Genomic DNA, 18,307 nt, shown 5'->3' with positions numbered 1-18,307 from the left:
CGGCGGCATCACCCGCGAAATGATTCGGCGGCCGGTGGTTTTGCAGAAGGGTCTGCCAGATGACGGGTGCAGATAGTAATTAGGATCCGTGGTCGGGCCTCGTCTTCTGCGTCGATCAAGGCAAACGGAAGTGGATGTGACTGGTGATAGCGATTGATACGCGGTGGATTGGGGCACATGGCATCGGCCGGTACGCCGCCGAGGTTATCGGCCGCCTCCGCGTCGAATGGGACGCTATTGACGCAGAGGGCAATCCGGCATCCCCGATCGGACTGCTGCGCCGCCCAGCCACACGATCAGGAAAGAGCTTTGGCCTCCTATATTCTCCGGGGTACATCGGGTTCCGTGGCGCGCCGCGGCAAGTAATTACGGTCCATGACCTAATTCATCTTCAAATGCGCTGGCCTCAACGCGCGAAGTACGTCGCGTACTACGAGCGGATTCTAAAGCCCCTCATTAGACACAATGGTGTCGTACTTACTGTGTCTGAGACATCGAGAAAGGTGATCCAGGACTGGCTCGGAGACTCGGATGTCGATGTGGTGAATACTGGGAACGGCCTGTCAGAAGTCTTTACCCCCGCAGGTCCCGTGTTTCCCTACGAGAAGCCCTACTTTCTCTACGTAGGGAATCTAAAGGTCCACAAGAACGTGGGAGTGATCTTACGCGCGCTTGCTCTTATTGACGACTTCTCCCTCGTCATGGTGTGCAACGACGCTCCAGCTGTCCGAGAGCTAGCAGAGCGGTTTGGTGTCGCCGATAGAGTGACACAGCTGTCAGGTGTTGAGGACTCGGCACTCGCCCAACTTTATCGGGGAGCCTCAGCGACGTTGGTACCGTCACTTGTCGAAGGGTTTGGTTTGCCAGCACTGGAGAGTCTCTGTTGCGGTACGCAGGTCGTCTTCTGGAAAGGGTGCGCTAGCGTTGCCGAAATATGCGGCAGCCACGGCGTCTCGGTCGCAGGGGCCGATGACGCTCAGGAGTGGGCGTTTGCGATGACAAGCGCGGCTACCTTCCAAGCCCCGAACTACGACTCCAGTGCCTACTCGTGGCACGGGGTTGCTGTCCGTGTCAACGCCGTTCTGGAGGCTCGGCAACCGTGAAGATCCTCTTTGTTGACCACACCGGCCGGCCCGGCGGAGCGGAACTGGGCCTGAAGCGGTATTTCGAGCATCCAAGCAAGTATGAAAGAGAACTGCTCCTCTTCCAAGGCGGCGCCCTCGCCCACTGGGCGAAGGCAGCCGATATTCCAGTCAAAGTTCTGGGGTGGAACGGTCGCAACCAGAGCTTGACTCTCGCGGTGGCGATGGTACGGGCGCTGTGGTTCTTCTTCAGATCTCGCAGCAACGTCGTTATCGCCAACAGCCTAAACGCGGCAATACTGATAGCGTGCCTACCGAAGCGCAAGAGGCAATTCATTTACTATCTCCGAGAGGATCTGTCGCCGGAACAGCTTAGTGGTAGGAAGCGGTGGATAGTAGTCCGCTGGGTTCTTCCTCGGTTCGATGCGTTTCTTGCAAACAGTAAGTGGAGTGCATCGACGATTCCGTCTCGGCTTTCGAAGAAACCCGTGAGGGTCGTCTACACGATGAGTGGTGTCAAGGAATCGCCACTTGGCGCACGTGAGTGCGCTCCAGACGGCAGTCTAAAGATACTTTCGTTGAGTCGCCTGACCCGATGGAAGGGGGTACACGTGCTCCTCCAGGCGCTCGCGCTCTTGAAAGATGCGAACCTAGATGACAAGGTAAGAGTGACTATCGCGGGCGACGACCTGTTTGAGGACGCAGGCGGATACGTTTCGGGTTTAAGGTTGTTCGCGGCCAGCTTGGGGAGCAACGTCACGTTCGTTGGGCACGTTGACAATGTTGGTGACCTACTGAATAGCCACGACGTCCTGGTCAGCTGCTCACTGGGTTCAGAGTCATTCGGTCAGGTTGTCGCACAAGGTATGTCGGCAGGGCTGGTTGTCATTGCGACCGACATGGGCGGGCCGAAGGAGATCATTGACAGTGGAAGTACCGGAATCCTTGTTCCCCCAGGGGAACCCGCTGCCCTCTCCCGAGTCATCGAGTCTATGCTCCTTAACCCGTCGCTAGCGCTGAAGATCGGAAATGCGGCCATTCCCGCCGGGCAAAGGTACGCCGATACCCGGATGGCTACCTTGCTCGAGGAAAGCATTCAGGACATCACCGACGGGGGCAGCAGCAATGTCTGATCGTCCTACCGTCGCAATATGGAAAAGCTTTCTCCTGCCCGGCTCCGAGACCTTCGTCCGAAATCAAGCTAACGCTTTGAGTCGTTACAGGCCGACCTTTTTAGGTGCTGTCAAGGCTCAGTCAGCCGTAGCTGTGGATACAGATACAATCGCTTACGGGACCGTGCCGAGAGATCAAATATCTTTCCGTCTCTTCCGACTAACCGGGAGATCGCGCCGTATCAAGAAGCTCCTCGCTGAGATGAAGCCGGCGCTGGTTCACGCGCACTTCGGCCACGAAGGCTGGCTGATCAGTCGAGCTGCGGCGAGTATCTCGGTTCCGTTAGTAGTGACTCTCCATGGCCATGACGTGACAGCCGCGCCGAGCGCTCCCGGGATTCCTGGAGCCCGAGCCCGCTGGAAACTTCGGACCGCCTTCGACAGGGCCGCCGTTGTCATTGCGGTTTCGGACTTCATCCGTCAACGGGCGATCGAGCTCGGCGCTGATCCTCGAAAGGTACTCGTTCATCACATCGGCGTCCCGATTCCTCCGAAATCGCCTCCCATGGCGAAGGAATGGGACGTCGTATTCGTCGGTCGATTCACGGAGAAGAAGGGGATAAATGACCTGGTTGAAGCGTTAGCCACGTTGAAGACGGCCCTTAATCCGCGGTGTCTCTTCATCGGTACCGGACCGTTGAGTGAGCAGGTACGCGATAGCGCAGTCAGACTCGGCCTCGACGCAACTTTCGTGGGGACGCAGCCGCCAGATGTTGTCAGAAGGTACATGGCTACCTCGAAAGTTCTGGCCGCTCCGTCCAAGACCGCACCCAACGGAGATTCTGAGGGTCTGCCGATGATACTCCCCGAGTCGGCCGCTGTGAACGTGCCAAGCGTGGCAACTCGTCACAGCGGAATACCCGACGCGGTTGTCCATGAAGAGACCGGCCTGCTCTGCGACGAGGGAGACGTGGCATCGCTGGCGAGGAATATACGCAGTCTCCTCGAGGATGACGTCCTGAGGGTTCGCCTAGGGGACCAGGCGCGTCAGCGCGTAGAGCTCGAGTTCGACATCACAAAGCAGACAGCGGCCCTTGAGGAAATATACGATTCCGTGGTTCGCCGGAATCTGATGTCGCCACGAACTGCAAGGGGATCGGCGTGGGACTGAAGCGCCAGGTCCTTTCGGGGGCGCGTTGGATTGGCATGTCGGTTGCCGTGACATCTGTCTTGCAATTGCTGCAGTTGACGTATGTTGCCCGGGTGCTTGACGCAAAGAGCGTCGCCGCCGTCGCGATTATTACCATGGTCGTAAGTCTTGCGGACATCTTGGCAAACGTCGGCCTGTCGAACTCCCTGATCCAGCGCCAGGAAATTACGGCGGACGAGATCAGTTCTCTTTACTGGTTGAACGCCGCGTGGGGCGGGTCCATCGCCCTGATCCTTCTCGCTTCGGGCCCCGCGCTGCAGGCGTTTTTTCGAATGCCCGACCTGGCAGGCCTTGTTGCACTCATCGCCCTAGCGTTTGCCATCATGCCACATGGTCAAATCTTTCGTGGCCTACTGGAGAAGGAACTGCTGTTCGCCCCGGTTGCCCTGGCCGAGATACTTTGGGCGCTGTCAACGCTTGGATTTTGCGTCGTTCTCACTGCTTCTGGGCTCGGCGTCGCCGGCGTGGTTGCCGCAATGGTGCTCGGGTTCGTCGTCAAGACTCTTGTCCTAGCCGTGACTGGGCGACGTCTCTTCGCGGTTACCGCGCATTTTCGTTTCTCCGAGACGCGCCGATTTTTGTCGTTCAGTTTTTTCCAGGTCCTCGACGCCATTGTCGGGTTCCTGGGCAATAGCGCTGGCGCCATCGTGATTGGCCGGATCCTCCCCGCACCCGTTTTAGGAGGTTATAACGTCGCTTATAGCTACGCCGTTACGACCCCCGCAAAGCTAAATCCTGTTATCACGCGTGTCATGTTTCCGGCGTTTTCCAGCATCCAGGGCGATCGTCGCCGATTGGCAGAACACGCCGTTAACCTTTTGGCAGTCACGGGCCTCATTAATACAGCCCCGCTTGTGGGTCTCGCCATACTCGCTGACGACTTCGTTGGCTTCGTCCTCGGCAGCAAGTGGCTTTGGATTGTGCCGGCACTCCAACTCCTCAGCGTGGTCGGAATCCTTCGAGCATTCGGCAACCCCATGGGCGTCATATTCATGGCTCTTGACCGAATGAGGCTCGGATTTATGATCAACCTCGCCAGGACCGTGGTAACCATCGCCTGTGTGATGACCGGAGCGATGCTTGATGGCATGGTGGGAACGGCGGTAGCACTGATGGGCGTATCGTTGTTGAGCCTCGTGGTCAACTACGTCCTGCTCCGGGCCCTACTGGGGATCACCTTGGTCCAATACGCTGCTCCATACTGGCTCACTGTCCGGCTCACGGTACCGATGGCCATCGTTGTTGCCTCGATGACACTGCTGGATAGGGGCCTAGAAGACAACCTCGCTTGGTTTGTCGCAACCGCCATTGCGGGCGTTGGGACCTATCTCGCGACGCTCGTCGCGACCCGTAATCCGCTGGTGGTTGAGGTTCGGAGACTTATTGTCGGCGCCTACAAACGAGGTGAAAGCCATGAGCGCACACCGCCGCGCGAACTCTCGGCATAGGGTCGCCGTGCTCCTGCCGGCCGAGGAGCGGTTTGACGGACGCGGCGGGGCCGTGGCTACCTGGGTCCGAGACGTCTACTCGCGGCTCAATAAGCCATCCGCAGTATATTCCGTATCGTCGAACAGTAATTTCGGCACAGGTTTGACCCTTGTCGGCGATCGTTGGTACCGCGTGTACGATCGCGCAGCTGTATGGGCTGCGAGAATAATTGGCCCGCTCATGCGGCGCCCGTGGTGGGGAGTTTATGACCGGCTCCTCTTTGGTGGGAAGGTCTGGGTCGCGGCAATTTCTAGAGCCCTCCGCCAAGAGCAGGTCCTGCATATCCACAACAGGCCTCGGTACGCCGTTTGGCTCCGCAGCCGCGGTTACACGGGCGTGATCGTGCTCCACATGCACAACGACCTTCTCCGCTATGTCGACAGACGTGAGTTCCCGGCACTCAAAGCAGCAGTGAACTCCTTTGCCTTCTGTAGCCAGTACCTCGCGGAAAAGGCGGTTCGTGACTTTGGGCCTCACCCAGGAGAGGTGCTTTATAACTGTGTCGACACGTCACGCGCCTTTCGAGTGGCTCAGGGTGTACGGCGCCCGAACTCTCTTGCGTTTGTCGGTAGACTAATTCAGGAGAAGGGCGCGCTAGAAGCAATCCGCGTCTGCCAAGCCCTAAACAATATTGACTCAGAAGCTCAGTGGACTCTGGACATTTATGGAGGCGCGGCTGCCGGGGTCTCGCTATACGAGACCGACTACACAAGGCGCGTCGGCATGCTTTGCGCAGATGTAAACCGAGCCGCTGGGAGAGAGATGGTTCGGCTTCGAGGACATCTTAGCCACGAACGACTCGCCGAATCGTTGGCAATGACCACGTTCTTTCTATATCCCTGCCAGTGGGAGGAGCCCTTTGGCATGGTTCTGATCGAGGCAATGGCACTCGGGCTGGTACCCGTGGCCAGCCGCAAGGGGGGAATCAGCGAGATTGTCGAACATGGGGTTAGTGGCGTCTTGATCGATGACGCAGCGGACGACGACGGTTTCGCGTCAGAGATCCTTCGGTTGTCGAAGAACGCAGACGTCTTGGACGCGATGCGTATGCGAGGACTCCAAAGTGCTCGTCGCTTTTCGCCCGAGAACGCGGCCAAAGAACTTACTGCGTTGCTTGACCGACTGCATGGCACTGCCTTGACTGTTGGTGATTCCTCATGACTTCCGCCTCTGTCTCCGGCAGTGTCCACGCACTCTGTTCTGGGAAACAGCATATCTGTACGACGAAGGCTCGCGGATGGTCCTTTTAGCTGCCGCAGTAGGTCTCGGGATTGCATTCGGGCTGCTGGTGCGCTTCGAGACTCGTGCGATTTGGGTAGTTGGGCTGTCGGTCCCGCAGCTGTTTCTGCTGAGCCCGGAAATCGTCAGTTTCTCCGGCGTTTTAACGCTTACCTCAGCTCTTGGGTTCTTGTCTGACAAACCGAGCTGGGATCGGCGCTTTGGCGGTTTCCTGGCATCCTTCATTGCTCTTGCCGCGCTGGCCGTTCTCTGGTCTCCGGACGTAACGAGGGCTATTGCGTGGATTATTGGGCTGCTGCAGCTACTGATTGCTTTTCTCTACGTGAAGACGTTGCGTGAGCGGCTGCCACACCGACTGCCTCGTGTTTTTGACGTCCTCGGAGTTGCCGTCGTGGTCGAGGCGGGCCTGACAGCCGTCTTCAGGATTTCGCCGGACTTGGAGAGTCAATTCCTCCACTCGTACTGGGCGGTGATGACGAATGGGCCGGGAAGGATGGCAGCGTTCTTTACCGTGAGCCCGGACAACGTCCGTGACGTCGAGAAGGCTGGCGGGTTGTATCTTAATGGCAATACCGCATCGCTTTATCTCGGAATGGCCGGTCTTCTGTTCGTCGCCGCCTTTAGTTTGTACCGACGAAGGAGCTACATTATTGTAGCGCTTACAGCATACATTGGAGTCTTCTTCACTGGGTCCAAGACGGCGATGCTCCTAGGAGTACTTGTACCGTTGTTTGTAGTTGTGATCCTTCGCTTGTCGAAGTCGCCTATTTACGTGTTGCCTGTCATGCTGACGCTGCCTGCGGCTTCCTATATTGCGTCCGCACAACTTACTCATCTCTTCCCGGCGTTCGCCGCAGACTCTGAGTTTACGTTCGGTATACGGACACTTCTCTGGCAAGCTGCCGGAGACTTATTTTCTGAACATCCGGTACTTGGCTTGGGTTTCGGCGGCTGGTTTATTGAAATTGGGAAATACTCGAATTCTTTGGTTGCAGCGCGGTATCCGCCTCATAACATATTCATTCAGATATGGAGTGATATGGGCTTAGCTGCGGCCTTGCTGCTGGTGGCCTTCATAGTAGTTGTCGTGCTTGACCACTCTCGTCTCCTGGCTGCGCGACCAAGTGCTCGCGTAATGACTGCTGTCAGTCTCGGCGCCTTTGCCTGGCTCCTTCTCCACGGCATGGCGGATACAATCCAGTTCTGGGGCGATAACCGAATAGCGGTACTCCTCGCCATCTTCCTCGGCCTGCTCGCAGCGGAGCGGGAGCGGGCGTTGATATTGACGACAAATTTCAGGGGGTCGCTGCAGCTTCGAATAGGTCGCCATCTCATGCTTCCCTGCGCGATTCACCGCCGCTTGACTAGTCCCTGTTTCGGCCCTGTTTCATAAGCCCGCTTGGGAGCCACTCGGTGATGGCGAGGATGCGCAGGGTTGCAGGGCGTGGCCTGATCGCTCAGGTGATCATCGAGGTTCTTTACGCCTCGTCTGTGTCCGGCGCGCCGGCTGCCACCGTGCCCGAAGCCGCTGCTGGGCTGGCTGCGGCGCTGGCCGGTCTGCCGGATCCTCGGGCCCGTCGTGGGGTCGCGGCAGCAGCTGGCGGTCGTGGTCACCGCGGCGGTCTGTGCCGTGGTGGCCGGCTACTGCTCGTACATTGCGATCGCCGAGTGGATCGCCGACGTACCCGCCACGACCGCGGCCGCGCTGGGCATCGCCCCGGACCGGCGTGCGTCGGAGGCGATGATCCGCCGGTTGTTGCAGGCCCTGGACCCGGACCTGCTCACCGCGGCCATCAGCGATTAGCTTGCCAGCGGAACCATAGCGGCTCTTCGCGGGGTTGAGGTGGCGTCGGGTGGTGGCGCAGCGGGTGCGGAGGCGTTGGTTTTCGGGGTTCCGGAAGCCGTAGGCGTTGCGGGGTTGGTCTTGATGACCCGGTTGGTGCCTTCTGAGCCGGCGTTGGTGATGCCTTTCCCGGTTGGGGTGGGTGCGCGCGACCGCGAGCAGGTCGAGTAGGTCTTCCTTGGCGTTCCACGCGGCGAGGATCGGTGTGCCGATGCGGACGGGCAGGCTGGTGAGGGTGTCGGCGAGGCGGTCGACGTGCCGGGCGTGCATCCGGGCCGGGGAGCGGGTGAGCCGGTTGCGGAGTTGCCATTCGGGGTAGTTGTTTCGGCCGCGACGACCGCTGTGGGTCGCAGTCATGCGGCGGCGTACTTCGGTGACGGCTCGGTTGTCCAGCTGCACGATGTGGAAGTGGTCCACGACCAGGATCGCGTGCGGGAGAACCTCGCGGACGGCGGCCTTGAACACGGTGCACATGTCAATCGCGACGACTTGGACCTGCTGGCGCCAGGTGGCGGGGCGTTGCCGCAGCCAGCTGGCCACCGCCACGGCCTTCGACCTGGGCGAGCAGTCCCTGTCCGCCGGTCAGATCGCAGAATCCGACGTGCCACCGGTCGGCGGTCGTGGTCCACGATCCGGTGACCTCGTCGAACGTCCAACGGGGCTTGCCGCGGCGGATCTCGCCGATACCCAGCACCGCGACCTGGCCGGGCTCGGTCGGTAGCGCCCGCTGCATGAGTGTGAACGCGGTCGCGACGATCGGCCACGACAGGCCGTGGTCGCGGGCTGCCTGCACGTCGTGCGACCGGCGTCGCCGACCGCTGCCCCGGCAGCCTGCTGTAACCGTGTGGTGATCCGGGCCCGGGCCGGGACCTGCGGCATCCGCTCGGTGAACGACCGGCGCGGACAGGCGTCCTGGTCGCAGCGGCAGCGGCGCTTGCGCCACCGCAACCGGGTCGCACGCCGCACTGACTGGGCGAGAGCGAGGCAAACTGCCGGCGGACGCGTTTCGGCGCTGTCGGCCAGCGGCCGGGCTTGTGTAGGGGCGCCTCCCGCGGTTGGGTAGCGTTCGGCACGGCAGAGTTCGTCCATCAGCCAAACCGACGCTTGGGGAGCTCAATCGCCTCACCGGTGATTTCCTTGCGCCGCAATGCACCGCCTGGCCGCGCCTGTTGCCGCCACCAGTTCCGTTACAGCCGCTGCGACTCTTCCCCGGAGGTGGCACCACGGGTGTCGAAGAACCGCTTGGCCATGGCAGCCAGTCGATTCGCGTCGTACTCCCGGTGGTTTTGGACCAGGATCACGAGGTCTGCTGAGGCGACTGCCCCCTCAAGATCATCCGTCTTGGGGATGTCAAACCCTGCGGCGGTCCACCGCTCGATGCGCGGGTCATGATAGCTGACCTTTGCGCCCAAGGCCGTGAGTCGGCGGGCTAGCGGCACGGCTGGTGATTCGCGCTGGTCGGCGATGTTGGGCTTGTATGTCACACCGAGCAGCAGGACGGTGGCGCCATTGATGGCGATGCCCGCATCGTTAAGGATGTTCTGGGCGCGGCTGGCAACGTACGTCGGCATCGTTGCGTTAATCTCCTGAGCCAGCTCCACGAACCGGAACGGGTACCCCAGCCTCGCCCGTACGTTGTGGCTGAGATAGTTCGGGTCGATCGGGATGCAGTGTCCGCCCACGCCAGGGCCGGGGTAGAACGCCTGGAAGCCGAATGGCTTGGTTGATGCGGCGTTAATGACGTCCCATAGGTCGATGCTCAGCTCGTGACAGAACCGGGCCATCTCATTGACCAAGGCAACGTTGATGTGCCGGTACGTATTTTCCAGCAGCTTGGCCGTTTCCGCTTCCCTGGTCCCCTTGGTTCGTACGATCGTCTCAACGAACCGGCCGTAGAAGGCGGCTGCACGTTCGGTACTCTCCGCAGTGTCGCCACCGACAACCTTGGGCGTGTTGTGTGTGCCGTAATGCTCGTTTCCCGGGTCGATGCGCTCCGGAGAAAACGCGAGGAAGAAGTCGACGCCTGCGAGGAGACCGGACTTCTCGAGGATGGGGCGGACCAGTTCGTCGGTGGTTCCCGGGTAGGTGGTCGACTCCAACACCACAAGCATCCCGTGGCGCAAGTTCCGGGCCACCGAGCCCGCTGCCGCTTTGACCGCTTCGAGGTCGGGACCGCCGTCCTCCGACAACGGCGTCGGCACGGAGATGACTGTGGTCGCCGCCGCGCCGATCTCGGTCTCATCCGCGGTGGCCCGGAAGCCGCATTGGAGCATTTCGGCGACGTCTCCGTCGGAGAGGTCGTCCACGTGTGAGATGCCGCCGTTGAGGGCATCGACGACTGCAGTGTTGATATCGAAGCCGACGACCGACAGGCCTGCCCTCAACGCCTGCTGAGCCAGGGGCAGTCCCACGTAACCGAGCCCGATTACAACAACATCGACTGACACGCCCCAGCCCCCTTCACCCGTGCAAAGCCCAGCTAGCGCGCCAAAGCTACCCGGTAGATGGCCGCACCGAAAGACTATCCCCCTATCGCCCATCCGGCGGTTCACGGCCGCCGTATCGGCTATCGGTCGCGGTGCGACCGTTATGGCGCACCGCCGCGCGCGCTCGCCGAGGTCAGCCCCACGGCTCCGGCCTGGGCACGTTCAGGTGGGTGGTCGAGAGAACGATCGCCGCGTACCACGCTATGAAACGGCTACGCATCCGGTGGAGGCGCCGCGACGACATCCACGAAGCTCACCGCCAGGTGAAGGTGTGTGCGGATCGCGGACGGCACCTGGGAGATGATCTCGTCGCGATGTTGGCGGGTCGCGGTGAGCACGAGATGTGCCCGCTCGACCGCCTTCAGGTCGAGCAGTTGCGACACGAAGTTGTCGTGCCGGGCCCCACGGCGCTCGAGTTCGGCGACGGCCATGGGCTGCATGGGGCTGCCGGCTGGTCCGCGGGTGCCCGCACTGGTCACGTAGATGGCGTCGGCCGCGGCGCCGAAGCGGCGCCTCAGCCCCAGCTCCATCAGCCGCTCGGCGATGGGGGAGCGAGCCTGGTTGCCCGTGCATACATGCAGGATGCCCCCCAATTGATGATCTTCTCCCATCGTGCCAACGAGTACGAAGAAGGATACCGGCCGCGGCTGGCGGGCTCCGCAGGCGCGTTGAGTAGACGCGCTTAACACGACAGGAAAGTTGCCGCTATCTATTGGTAATAAACCCGACTCTCACATTGCGGGACGCGTTTCGCATTCGCCTTTTGGGTGGACAGCCGATCCGCTCAGGGTGGACGGGCGGTTGGCCGAACAGGTGGCTGTGCCAGCCGTTTCGCGGCTAGCGCCCTGCTTCGCTGTCCGAGATATGCTCTCCGTGCCGCCGTGAAGGGCTCTCGAATATGGCGTAACGAGTCAATTGCCGGCGGCGCTAAGCACTATGGCGCGGGGCACCCGTTCGCGCGGCCTGAAATGCCATTTCGTGGGGGACTAACTTTGAAGTCGGGGCAGCAGGAGACGTCGATGCCGGCGGTGGTGCGCCGCCCCACCGAGCAGCAAGACGCTGTGGCCTAGGCGGAGACAGTCGACCTGTAGGTGGCGGCCAGCCATAGTTGAGGGGACGCCAGCCAGCCTCCGCTGGATGTGGCAGTTGGACGACCGGTGGTCGGCTACGTCCGGGCCTGGATGCTCGTGCTCCCCGTCGACCTCGTCGCGCTGCTCGCTCCCGTACCGTTCAATCCGGGTCAATGGCGTGGCCTGACGGTCCTGGCGCTGCTGGTCGTCGCCCTGCTCGCTTCGAGCGGTCTCTACCGATCTCGGTGGCGGACGACAGCCGCGTCGGGACGGTGGGGCGTTTCCTGCGCCGCACGGTCCGCTTTGGCACGGTCGCGAGCGGGGCGCGGTCGGGTCGGCGGGAAGCAGTGGCGAGGTGGGACGGTTACCCTTGCGGGTGGCCGGCCTTGTGCGTGCTGGCCGAGTTCGTACCCGCCGAAACACTGACAAACGGGATGTTCGCGTGTTTGACACCTTGAGTGACCGCCTGTCCGGGATTTTCACCAAGCTCCGCGGCAAGGGTCGGCTCACCGACGCCGACATCGACGCCACCGCGCGCGAGATCCGCATGGCGCTGCTGGAGGCCGACGTCGCCCTGCCGGTGGTCAAGGGCTTCATCGCGAACGTCAAGGAGCGCGCGCGGGGGGCTGAGGTCTCCCAGGCGCTCAATCCGGCGCAGATGATCATCAAGATCGTCAACGAGGAGCTGATCAACGTCCTCGGCGGCGAGGGGCGGCGGCTGCAGTTCGCCAAGCACCCGCCGACCGTGATCATGCTGGCCGGTCTCCAGGGTTCCGGTAAGACCACCCTTGCCGGCAAGCTGGCCCGCTGGCTCAAGGCCCAGGGCCACCAGCCGCTGCTGGTCGCCGCCGACCTCCAGCGCCCCAACGCCGTCGGGCAGCTCCAGGTGCTCGGTGGCCGGGCCGGCGTCGAGGTGTACGCCCCGGAGCCCGGCAACGGCGTCGGCGACCCGGTCCAGGTGGCCAGGGACTCCATCGAGCACGCCAAGCGGGCCGCCCGGGACGTCGTCATCGTCGACACCGCCGGCCGCCTCGGTATCGACGCCGAGATGATGCAGCAGGCCGCCGACATCCGCGACGTGGTCGACCCGGACGAGGTCATCTTCGTCGTCGACGCGATGGTCGGCCAGGACGCCGTCCGCACCGCCGAGGCGTTCCGCGACGGCGTCGGCATCACCGGTGTGGTGCTCTCTAAGCTCGACGGCGACGCCCGCGGTGGCGCGGCGCTCTCCGTCCGGGAAATCACCGGGCAGCCGATCCTCTTCGCCTCGACCGGCGAGAAGCTGGAGGACTTCGACGTCTTCCACCCCGACCGGATGGCCAGCCGGATCCTCGGCATGGGCGACGTCCTCACTCTGATCGAGCAGGCCGAGCAGGCCTTCGACGCCGATCAGAAGGAGAAGATGACCGCCAAGCTGATGGGCGGCGAGCAGTTCACCCTGGAGGACTTCCTCGACCAGCTCATCGCGGTCCGCCGGATGGGCCCGATCGCCAACGTGCTGGCCATGATGCCCGGCATGGGGCAGATGAAGGACCAGCTCGCCGACCTGGACGACAAGCACTTCGACCGGGTCACCGCGATCATCCGGTCGATGACCCCGGGCGAGCGCACCAACCCGAAGATCATCAACGGGTCCCGCCGGGCCCGCATCGCCAGCGGCTCCGGGGTTGCCGTGATGGACGTCAACCAGCTGCTCAACCGCTTCGCCGACGCGCAGAAGATGATGAAGCAGATGGGCGGCATGATGGGCCTGCCCGGCGGTGGTCGGCGCAAGGCGACCAAGTCGCCGAAGAACAAGCGCAAGGGCACCAAGGGCGGCGGTCGGCCGCGTACCGGGGCGGGCGCCGGGCTGCCGGGCGGCTTCCCGGGCGGCATGCCGCAGCTCCCGCCGGGGCTGGACCCGGGTGACCTGGCCGGCGGCCAGGGCCTGCCCCCGGGCTTCAAGCTCCCGAAGATCGACTTCAACAAGCTCGGCAAGGGCGACAACCGCCCCCGCTGACCCCGCGTCACCGACGCATGCCGGCCGCCAGGCAAGTTGGCGGAACGTGCCGCCCAGCTTTCGACGAGGTAGCGCCGGTCGACTGACCCATCAAGTGAAGGGGCCCCGGTTGGGGCCCCTTCTCAATCTTCCGCCACGTCGGGCCTGTGCTGCCGAATCCACTTTTCAACGTCGGACTTCCGCCACACCTTTCCCATCGCCAACACGGCGATTGGCTCGGGGAAGTTGCGTTGATTGGCGATCACGGAGGCGCGCTGTCGGGATACGCCACCGAGCATTTCCCGAATCTCCGACACGCCTACAAGCTCCACGGGTTGACGATGACAGCAGCTTGTCCTCACGACAGCGACAACTGCGCAGACTGTTGACGAAGACAACAGGCAGCGTCATCATGAGCAGATGACCCCGCCTAATGCCTCACCCGGCCATGAGCAGCCGCTGCAGACCTTCCACCGGGTGCACCAACACTTACCCAGGCGGCCCCTGTGGCTCTGCCGGGTGTGCTCCGCCGCCTGGCCGTGCCCTACGGCACGGATGCTGCTCCGGGTCGAATACGAGGGGAACGCGGTAGCGCTGTCGGTCTACCTGGCCGGGCAGTTGTTCGACGCCACCGCGGATTTGATCAAGCTAAACCCGAGCCCTGCCCCGTCTCCGGCGGATCTGTTCGACAGGTTCCTGGCCTGGGCGGCACAGCGGCCTACTTGAGGGGGTTCACGGTGGGGGCCAGTCGTTCGCTGACCGTGCGGCGGGCCGGGCTGCTCGCGCGCGGCGGGGGGTGATCAGGTAGGACTGTGCACATGGCTCTGCATGTGCGCGGTGTGCTGCTGCCGGACGACGAGGTCCGGGACATCTGGCTGGACGGCGACCGGGTGACCTTCGATCCGGTGCCCGGGGCGGAGACGATCGCCGACGGCGGCTTCGTGCTGCCGGGGTTGACCGACGCGCACTGCCACATCGGCATCGCCCGGGGCGGTGCCCCGATCACCTCCCTGGACCAGGCCCGTGAGCTGGCCCGTACCGACCGGGACGCCGGCGTGCTGGCCATCCGCGACGCCGGCTCGCCGTACCCGTACCCAGAGCTGGACGACGAGCCGGAGCTGCCGCGACTGGCCCGCGCCGGCCAGCACGTCGCCCCGCCCAGGCGCTACCTGCGCGACATCGGCGTGGAGGTGGGCGCGGCGGAGGTGGCCGCGACGGTGGCCGAGCAGGCCGCCGCCGGCAACGGCTGGGTCAAGCTGGTCGGGGACTGGATCGACCGCGGCGTCGGCGACCTCGCGCCGGCCTGGGACGCGGACACCATGACCGCGGCCGTCGCGGCCGCGCACGCCGCCGGGGTGCGGGCCGCGGTGCACACCTTCTCCGAGTCGGCCGTGGAGATCATGGTGCGGGCCGGGGTGGACTCGGTGGAGCACGGCACCGGGCTCAGCCCCGACCTGATCGACCTGATGGCCCGGCAGGGCACCGCACTGGTCCCCACGATGATCAACATTGCGACCTTCGGCGGCATCGCCGACCAGGCCCGCGCCAGGTTCCCCGGGTACGCCGACCACATGGTCGCCCTGCGCGACCGCTTCCCCGAGGTGGTCCGGGCCGCGTACGAGGCCGGGGTGCCGATCTACGTCGGCACGACGCGGGCGGCGGGATCGACCACGGGCTGGCCGCCGAGGAGATGCTGCTGCTGCACGAGCGGGCCGGCATGTCCACGCTGGACGTGCTCGCCGCCGCCTCCTGGGGTGCCCGCGCCTGGCTGGGCTTCCCCGGCCTGGTCGAGGGCGGACTCGCCGACCTGGTCGTCTACCCGGAGGACCCGCGCCGCGACCTCCGCGTGGTCCGCACCCCGTCCCGGGTCGTCCTCCGCGGCCGCCTCATCCGCTGACCCGCCCCGGGTTCAGGAAGAGGTGCAGGGCCAGGTCGGCCAGGGCACGGGCGGTCTGCTCGGGCGGGGCCTGGGGGAGCACGATGTGGCTCACCACCAGGCGGACGATCGTGTCGGCGGCGAACGCCATCCCGGCCGGATCGGCCCCCGCCAGGTGGACGCTCGCCCACTCCAGCAGCGCCCCGGTCGCCTCGGCCAGCACCAGCTCGGAGCGGGTGGTCAGGTAGGGCAGCAGCTCGTCCGAGCCGCCCCGCGCGCTGGTCAGGATCGCCTTGATCAGCGGGTTCCCGGCCGCCTCGGTGAGGGTGTGCGCGATAGCCGCGTACGCCCCGGCCCGCACGTCGGCGCCGTGCTCCGCGAGCGCCGCGCGGACCGCCGAGACGAACCGGTCGACCTCCCGCCGGGCCAGCGCCTCGGCCAGCCCCGCCTTGGTGCCGAACTCGTTGTAGACGGTCTGCCGGCTCACCCCGGCCGCCCGCGCCACCCCACCCATCCGTACGCCGTCCCAGCCGCTCGCGACGGTCTGTGCGCGGGCGGCTGGGACGATGCTGTCCCGCAGGCGTTGGCGGGCCGAGTCCCGGGGTTCGTCCATGGTTGCCCGGAAGTCTACGGGCGGCGGGACGGCTCAGCTCACCACGAGGTGGTACTGCGCCTGCTTCCTACTACTTGCTCATAGTTGAGCGGTTCGGATGATTCGCTCTCCGCTCAGCTGTTGCCGGGCTGGAGTCCTGGACCGGCAGTCTGGTCCGGTGGCGATCTGTCCGGTCCTGCAGGATCTGCTTCACCACGTGGTGTGGGGTGTGCAGGGCGATGTCGGGGTCGCCGGCTCGGTGCAGGATGTTGATCGCGGCGTTCACGTCGGCCTGCCACACCACCCCGCATCGGGTGCAGTGAAACCGGTCCCCGCTGCGTCGGCCGAACCGGCCGCATTGGTGACAGGTTTGTGAGGTGTAGGCGGCGTTGACGGGCACGAGTGCAGAACCTCTACGCTCCGACACGCTTTTCAGGGCCTCGGCGGTGACTCCTTTGGTCCATGCGGCGAGACGCCGGTTGATGTTCTTGCCCAGCGTTTTGCGCCCGGCGAAGCGTTTGGTGAGGTCTTCGGCGATCACGGTGGCGGCCTTGTCCACGACCTCGTGCACGGCGGTGAAGATCTCCGTGCGCACCCGCGCCCGATGTCGGGCGGCCTGCCGGTCCCGCTTGATCGTGCCGAGGTTGTTGGCCTTGATCCGGTGCGCTTTCGCGTAGTCGCCACGGAGCGCGGCGTTGTTGGCGATTGAGCGTAGCTTCGCCCGACGGCGGTTTCGTTCCTTCAACCGGTCCGACTCGCGGGTGAGCAGGTCGCCGAGCTGTTCACCGTGGGGCTGGCCGTCGGAGTCGGTGAGGGCTTCGGTGTAGCCCTTGTCCACGCCGATCGTCGCCTCGCCGCATGGTCGCTGTGATGAGCGCATCTGCGACGCGTCGATCTGGTAGTGGACCTGGACTCGGCCGCCGCGCAGGATCAGGCGCAGCGTCCCGGTCGGGGCGACGGTCGTGGACAGCGGGATTTTGACCATCTTGCGGGGTTCGAGGCCGGGAATTGCCAGCCACAGCCGGCCTCGCCCGTCAACGAGGGCGTTGTAGTTGTCGGCGCGTACCACGATCTGATCGTGCGTGCGGTTGTGGCCACGCTTCCAGTGCTTGCGCATCTGCCGAGACAGGAACGGATCGTCAGCCCATTGGTCGGCCTTCAGCGCGGTGAACAGTCGCTTGCGCTCGGCCGGATCGCTCGTGCGTCGGATGATCGCCCGCCTGACGTCGACCTTGGCCGCCTCCAGGTTCGCGGCGATGTCGGCCATGACGTCGCGGACGGTTTCCTTCCACGCATTCGCCAACACGGCGAACTGCACGTGCCTGCCGTCAGCCAGCCACCGGTCGCGCACCTGCCGGTCCCGCAGTCCGGCCGCGACACCGTTGATCGAGCCATACCGCTGCCACACCTCGCTGCGCACCCAACCCAACCGGCGGGCCTGCTCCACCAGGGCGGCGTACTTTCCTGGGTTCATCCGTGCCGAGTAGGCGACGCGGGTGACCTTCACCGGTCATCCCCCACGGTTAGGTCCGCCCCTTTGAGTTCCTTCTCGTAGCTGCGCAGACCGTACAGGCGGCATGAGAAGGTGTGCACGATGGCCAACAAGTCCAGGGCGATTGCGTAGTCGATCGGTGGGTGCCGTGAGCTGGGAATCTACGGGGTGAGTGGCCTCTGCGGAGGCAGGTAGAGCGGGTGAGATCGCGTCGGTGATCATGGAGTTCTCTAGGCTTCACGACACCCCGAGGACCTCACCCGCCGATGTCATCATGCCCGATCCCCGCGCTGTCTTCGGTCGCCGGCACCCCTGGCACGTCACCACCGTCCGTTACTGCAGGTGAGACAACGGGACTGCTACACGCCTTGGCGGCGGTCCCGGATCCTCGAGATCCACGGGGAGTGCGTTACCCGCTGTCGGGCTTGCTCGCGGCCGCGGTGTGCGCGGTCCTCGCGGGGGCGTCGTCGTTCGCCGCGATCACCGATTGGTTGCACGATCTGGATGAGCAGGCCCGCGACCGGCTCGGCTTCGGCCGTGGGGTGCCGGCGGGTACGACGGTTTGGCGGTTGCTGACCCGCCTCGACGATCAGTTGTTGTCTACCGTCCTCGCGGGTTGGCTGAGGGTCCGCGCCCGGCCGGTCACACCCCGGCCGCACCGATATCGGACGGTGATCGCCGTGGACGGGAAAACGCTGCGGGGAGCCAGCCGTGCCGACGGCGGTCAGGTTCATCTGCTGTCCGCGCTGGACACCAGCACCGGCATCGTCCTGGCCCAGGTCACCGTGAGCGCGAAGAGCAACGAGATCCCCGCGTTCGCACCGCTGCTCGACGCGGTC

General features: G+C 64.1%; 16 protein-coding genes and 3 pseudogenes. 12 read left to right on the top strand and 7 right to left on the bottom strand.

Annotated features, from left to right (window positions below; genetic code table 11):
• Positions 1-143 precede the first annotated feature (143 nt).
• From JNW87_RS09350 to JNW87_RS09320, 7 genes are all read left to right on the top strand, one after another.
• Positions 144-1,103 (top strand): glycosyltransferase family 1 protein, encoded by a 960-nt coding sequence (locus JNW87_RS09350; RefSeq protein ID WP_238453489.1) that lies wholly within the window; start codon positions 144-146, stop codon positions 1,101-1,103.
• Positions 1,100-2,215 carry a glycosyltransferase gene (locus JNW87_RS40505; RefSeq protein ID WP_238453488.1) on the top strand — a complete coding sequence of 372 codons (1,116 nt, stop codon included), beginning with the start codon at positions 1,100-1,102 and terminating at the stop codon, positions 2,213-2,215. Before JNW87_RS09350 ends, JNW87_RS40505 begins: the two co-directional genes overlap by 4 nt.
• Positions 2,112-3,365 (top strand): glycosyltransferase, encoded by a 1,254-nt coding sequence (locus JNW87_RS09340; RefSeq protein WP_309233923.1) that lies wholly within the window; start codon positions 2,112-2,114, stop codon positions 3,363-3,365. Before JNW87_RS40505 ends, JNW87_RS09340 begins: the two co-directional genes overlap by 104 nt.
• A complete protein-coding gene (locus tag JNW87_RS09335; protein ID WP_238453486.1) occupies positions 3,356-4,852 on the top strand; it encodes an MOP flippase family protein in 1,497 nt (498 codons plus the stop codon). The genes JNW87_RS09340 and JNW87_RS09335 overlap by 10 nt, the downstream gene beginning before the upstream one ends.
• Positions 4,818-6,053, top strand: coding sequence for a glycosyltransferase family 4 protein (locus JNW87_RS09330; protein ID WP_309233922.1), 1,236 nt, complete (start codon positions 4,818-4,820; stop codon positions 6,051-6,053). The genes JNW87_RS09335 and JNW87_RS09330 overlap by 35 nt, the downstream gene beginning before the upstream one ends.
• A 76-nt stretch (positions 6,054-6,129) precedes the next feature.
• The gene (locus JNW87_RS09325; protein ID WP_238453484.1) at positions 6,130-7,524 is read left to right on the top strand and encodes an O-antigen ligase; all 1,395 of its coding nucleotides are present in this window, start codon (positions 6,130-6,132) and stop codon (positions 7,522-7,524) included.
• A 186-nt stretch (positions 7,525-7,710) separates the two neighbouring features.
• A complete protein-coding gene (locus JNW87_RS09320; RefSeq protein ID WP_238453483.1) occupies positions 7,711-7,935 on the top strand; it encodes a transposase family protein in 225 nt (74 codons plus the stop codon).
• 246 nt (positions 7,936-8,181) lie between these two features.
• Here JNW87_RS09320 and JNW87_RS09315 read toward each other — a convergent pair.
• The 3 genes and pseudogenes from JNW87_RS09315 to JNW87_RS09305 form a co-directional block, all read right to left on the bottom strand.
• Positions 8,182-8,514, bottom strand: a pseudogene (locus JNW87_RS09315) (transposase); the annotation flags it as partial.
• Positions 8,450-8,767, bottom strand: a complete 318-nt coding sequence (locus tag JNW87_RS09310) for a hypothetical protein (RefSeq protein WP_238453482.1) — start codon at positions 8,765-8,767, stop codon at positions 8,450-8,452. The gene JNW87_RS09310 and the pseudogene JNW87_RS09315, both read right to left, overlap by 65 nt.
• Before the next feature lie 394 nt (positions 8,768-9,161).
• Positions 9,162-10,421 (bottom strand): nucleotide sugar dehydrogenase, encoded by a 1,260-nt coding sequence (locus JNW87_RS09305; RefSeq protein WP_238453481.1) that lies wholly within the window; start codon positions 10,419-10,421, stop codon positions 9,162-9,164.
• A gap of 161 nt (positions 10,422-10,582) precedes the next feature.
• On the opposite strand from JNW87_RS09305, the pseudogene JNW87_RS09300 reads away from it, so the two are divergent.
• Positions 10,583-10,714 (top strand): annotated as a pseudogene (locus JNW87_RS09300) (IS5/IS1182 family transposase); the annotation flags it as partial.
• Here the strand turns inward: JNW87_RS09300 and JNW87_RS09295 are convergent.
• Positions 10,673-10,990 carry a hypothetical protein gene (locus JNW87_RS09295; RefSeq protein ID WP_238453501.1) on the bottom strand — a complete coding sequence of 106 codons (318 nt, stop codon included), beginning with the start codon at positions 10,988-10,990 and terminating at the stop codon, positions 10,673-10,675. The pseudogene JNW87_RS09300 and the gene JNW87_RS09295 overlap by 42 nt on opposite strands.
• Before the next feature lie 982 nt (positions 10,991-11,972).
• Between JNW87_RS09295 and ffh the strand changes: the two genes are divergently transcribed.
• Positions 11,973-13,529, top strand: coding sequence for a signal recognition particle protein (gene ffh, locus JNW87_RS09290; protein ID WP_109802521.1), 1,557 nt, complete (start codon positions 11,973-11,975; stop codon positions 13,527-13,529).
• A 122-nt stretch (positions 13,530-13,651) separates the two neighbouring features.
• Here the strand turns inward: ffh and JNW87_RS09285 are convergent, their stop codons facing one another.
• The gene (locus JNW87_RS09285; protein WP_109802520.1) at positions 13,652-13,840 is read right to left on the bottom strand and encodes a hypothetical protein; all 189 of its coding nucleotides are present in this window, start codon (positions 13,838-13,840) and stop codon (positions 13,652-13,654) included.
• A gap of 223 nt (positions 13,841-14,063) precedes the next feature.
• Here JNW87_RS09285 and JNW87_RS09280 point away from each other — a divergent pair, with 223 nt between their 5' ends.
• Both JNW87_RS09280 and JNW87_RS09275 read left to right on the top strand, forming a co-directional pair.
• Entirely contained in the window at positions 14,064-14,234 is a 171-nt protein-coding gene (locus tag JNW87_RS09280; protein ID WP_236647974.1) for a hypothetical protein, read from the top strand.
• A gap of 92 nt (positions 14,235-14,326) precedes the next feature.
• Positions 14,327-15,405 (top strand): annotated as a pseudogene (locus tag JNW87_RS09275) (amidohydrolase family protein).
• On the opposite strand, the gene JNW87_RS09270 reads toward JNW87_RS09275, so the two are convergent.
• The gene (locus JNW87_RS09270) at positions 15,395-15,997 is read right to left on the bottom strand and encodes a TetR family transcriptional regulator (RefSeq protein ID WP_238453480.1); all 603 of its coding nucleotides are present in this window, start codon (positions 15,995-15,997) and stop codon (positions 15,395-15,397) included. The pseudogene JNW87_RS09275 and the gene JNW87_RS09270 overlap by 11 nt on opposite strands.
• 70 nt (positions 15,998-16,067) lie before the next feature.
• Entirely contained in the window at positions 16,068-17,483 is a 1,416-nt protein-coding gene (locus tag JNW87_RS09265; RefSeq protein WP_238453479.1) for a transposase, read from the bottom strand.
• A 353-nt stretch (positions 17,484-17,836) separates the two neighbouring features.
• On the opposite strand from JNW87_RS09265, the gene JNW87_RS09260 reads away from it, so the two are divergent.
• Positions 17,837-18,307, top strand: a 471-nt coding sequence (locus JNW87_RS09260) for an ISAs1 family transposase (RefSeq protein ID WP_255543639.1), incomplete at its 3' end; no start/stop codon positions are given.

The sequence above is a fragment of the Micromonospora sp. ATA51 genome (assembly GCF_016802855.1).
Taxonomy (GTDB): Bacteria; Actinomycetota; Actinomycetes; order Mycobacteriales; family Micromonosporaceae; genus Micromonospora; species Micromonospora sicca.
Note: the sequence above shows the minus strand (reverse complement) of the source record. Positions and strands in the feature narration are given on the sequence as shown.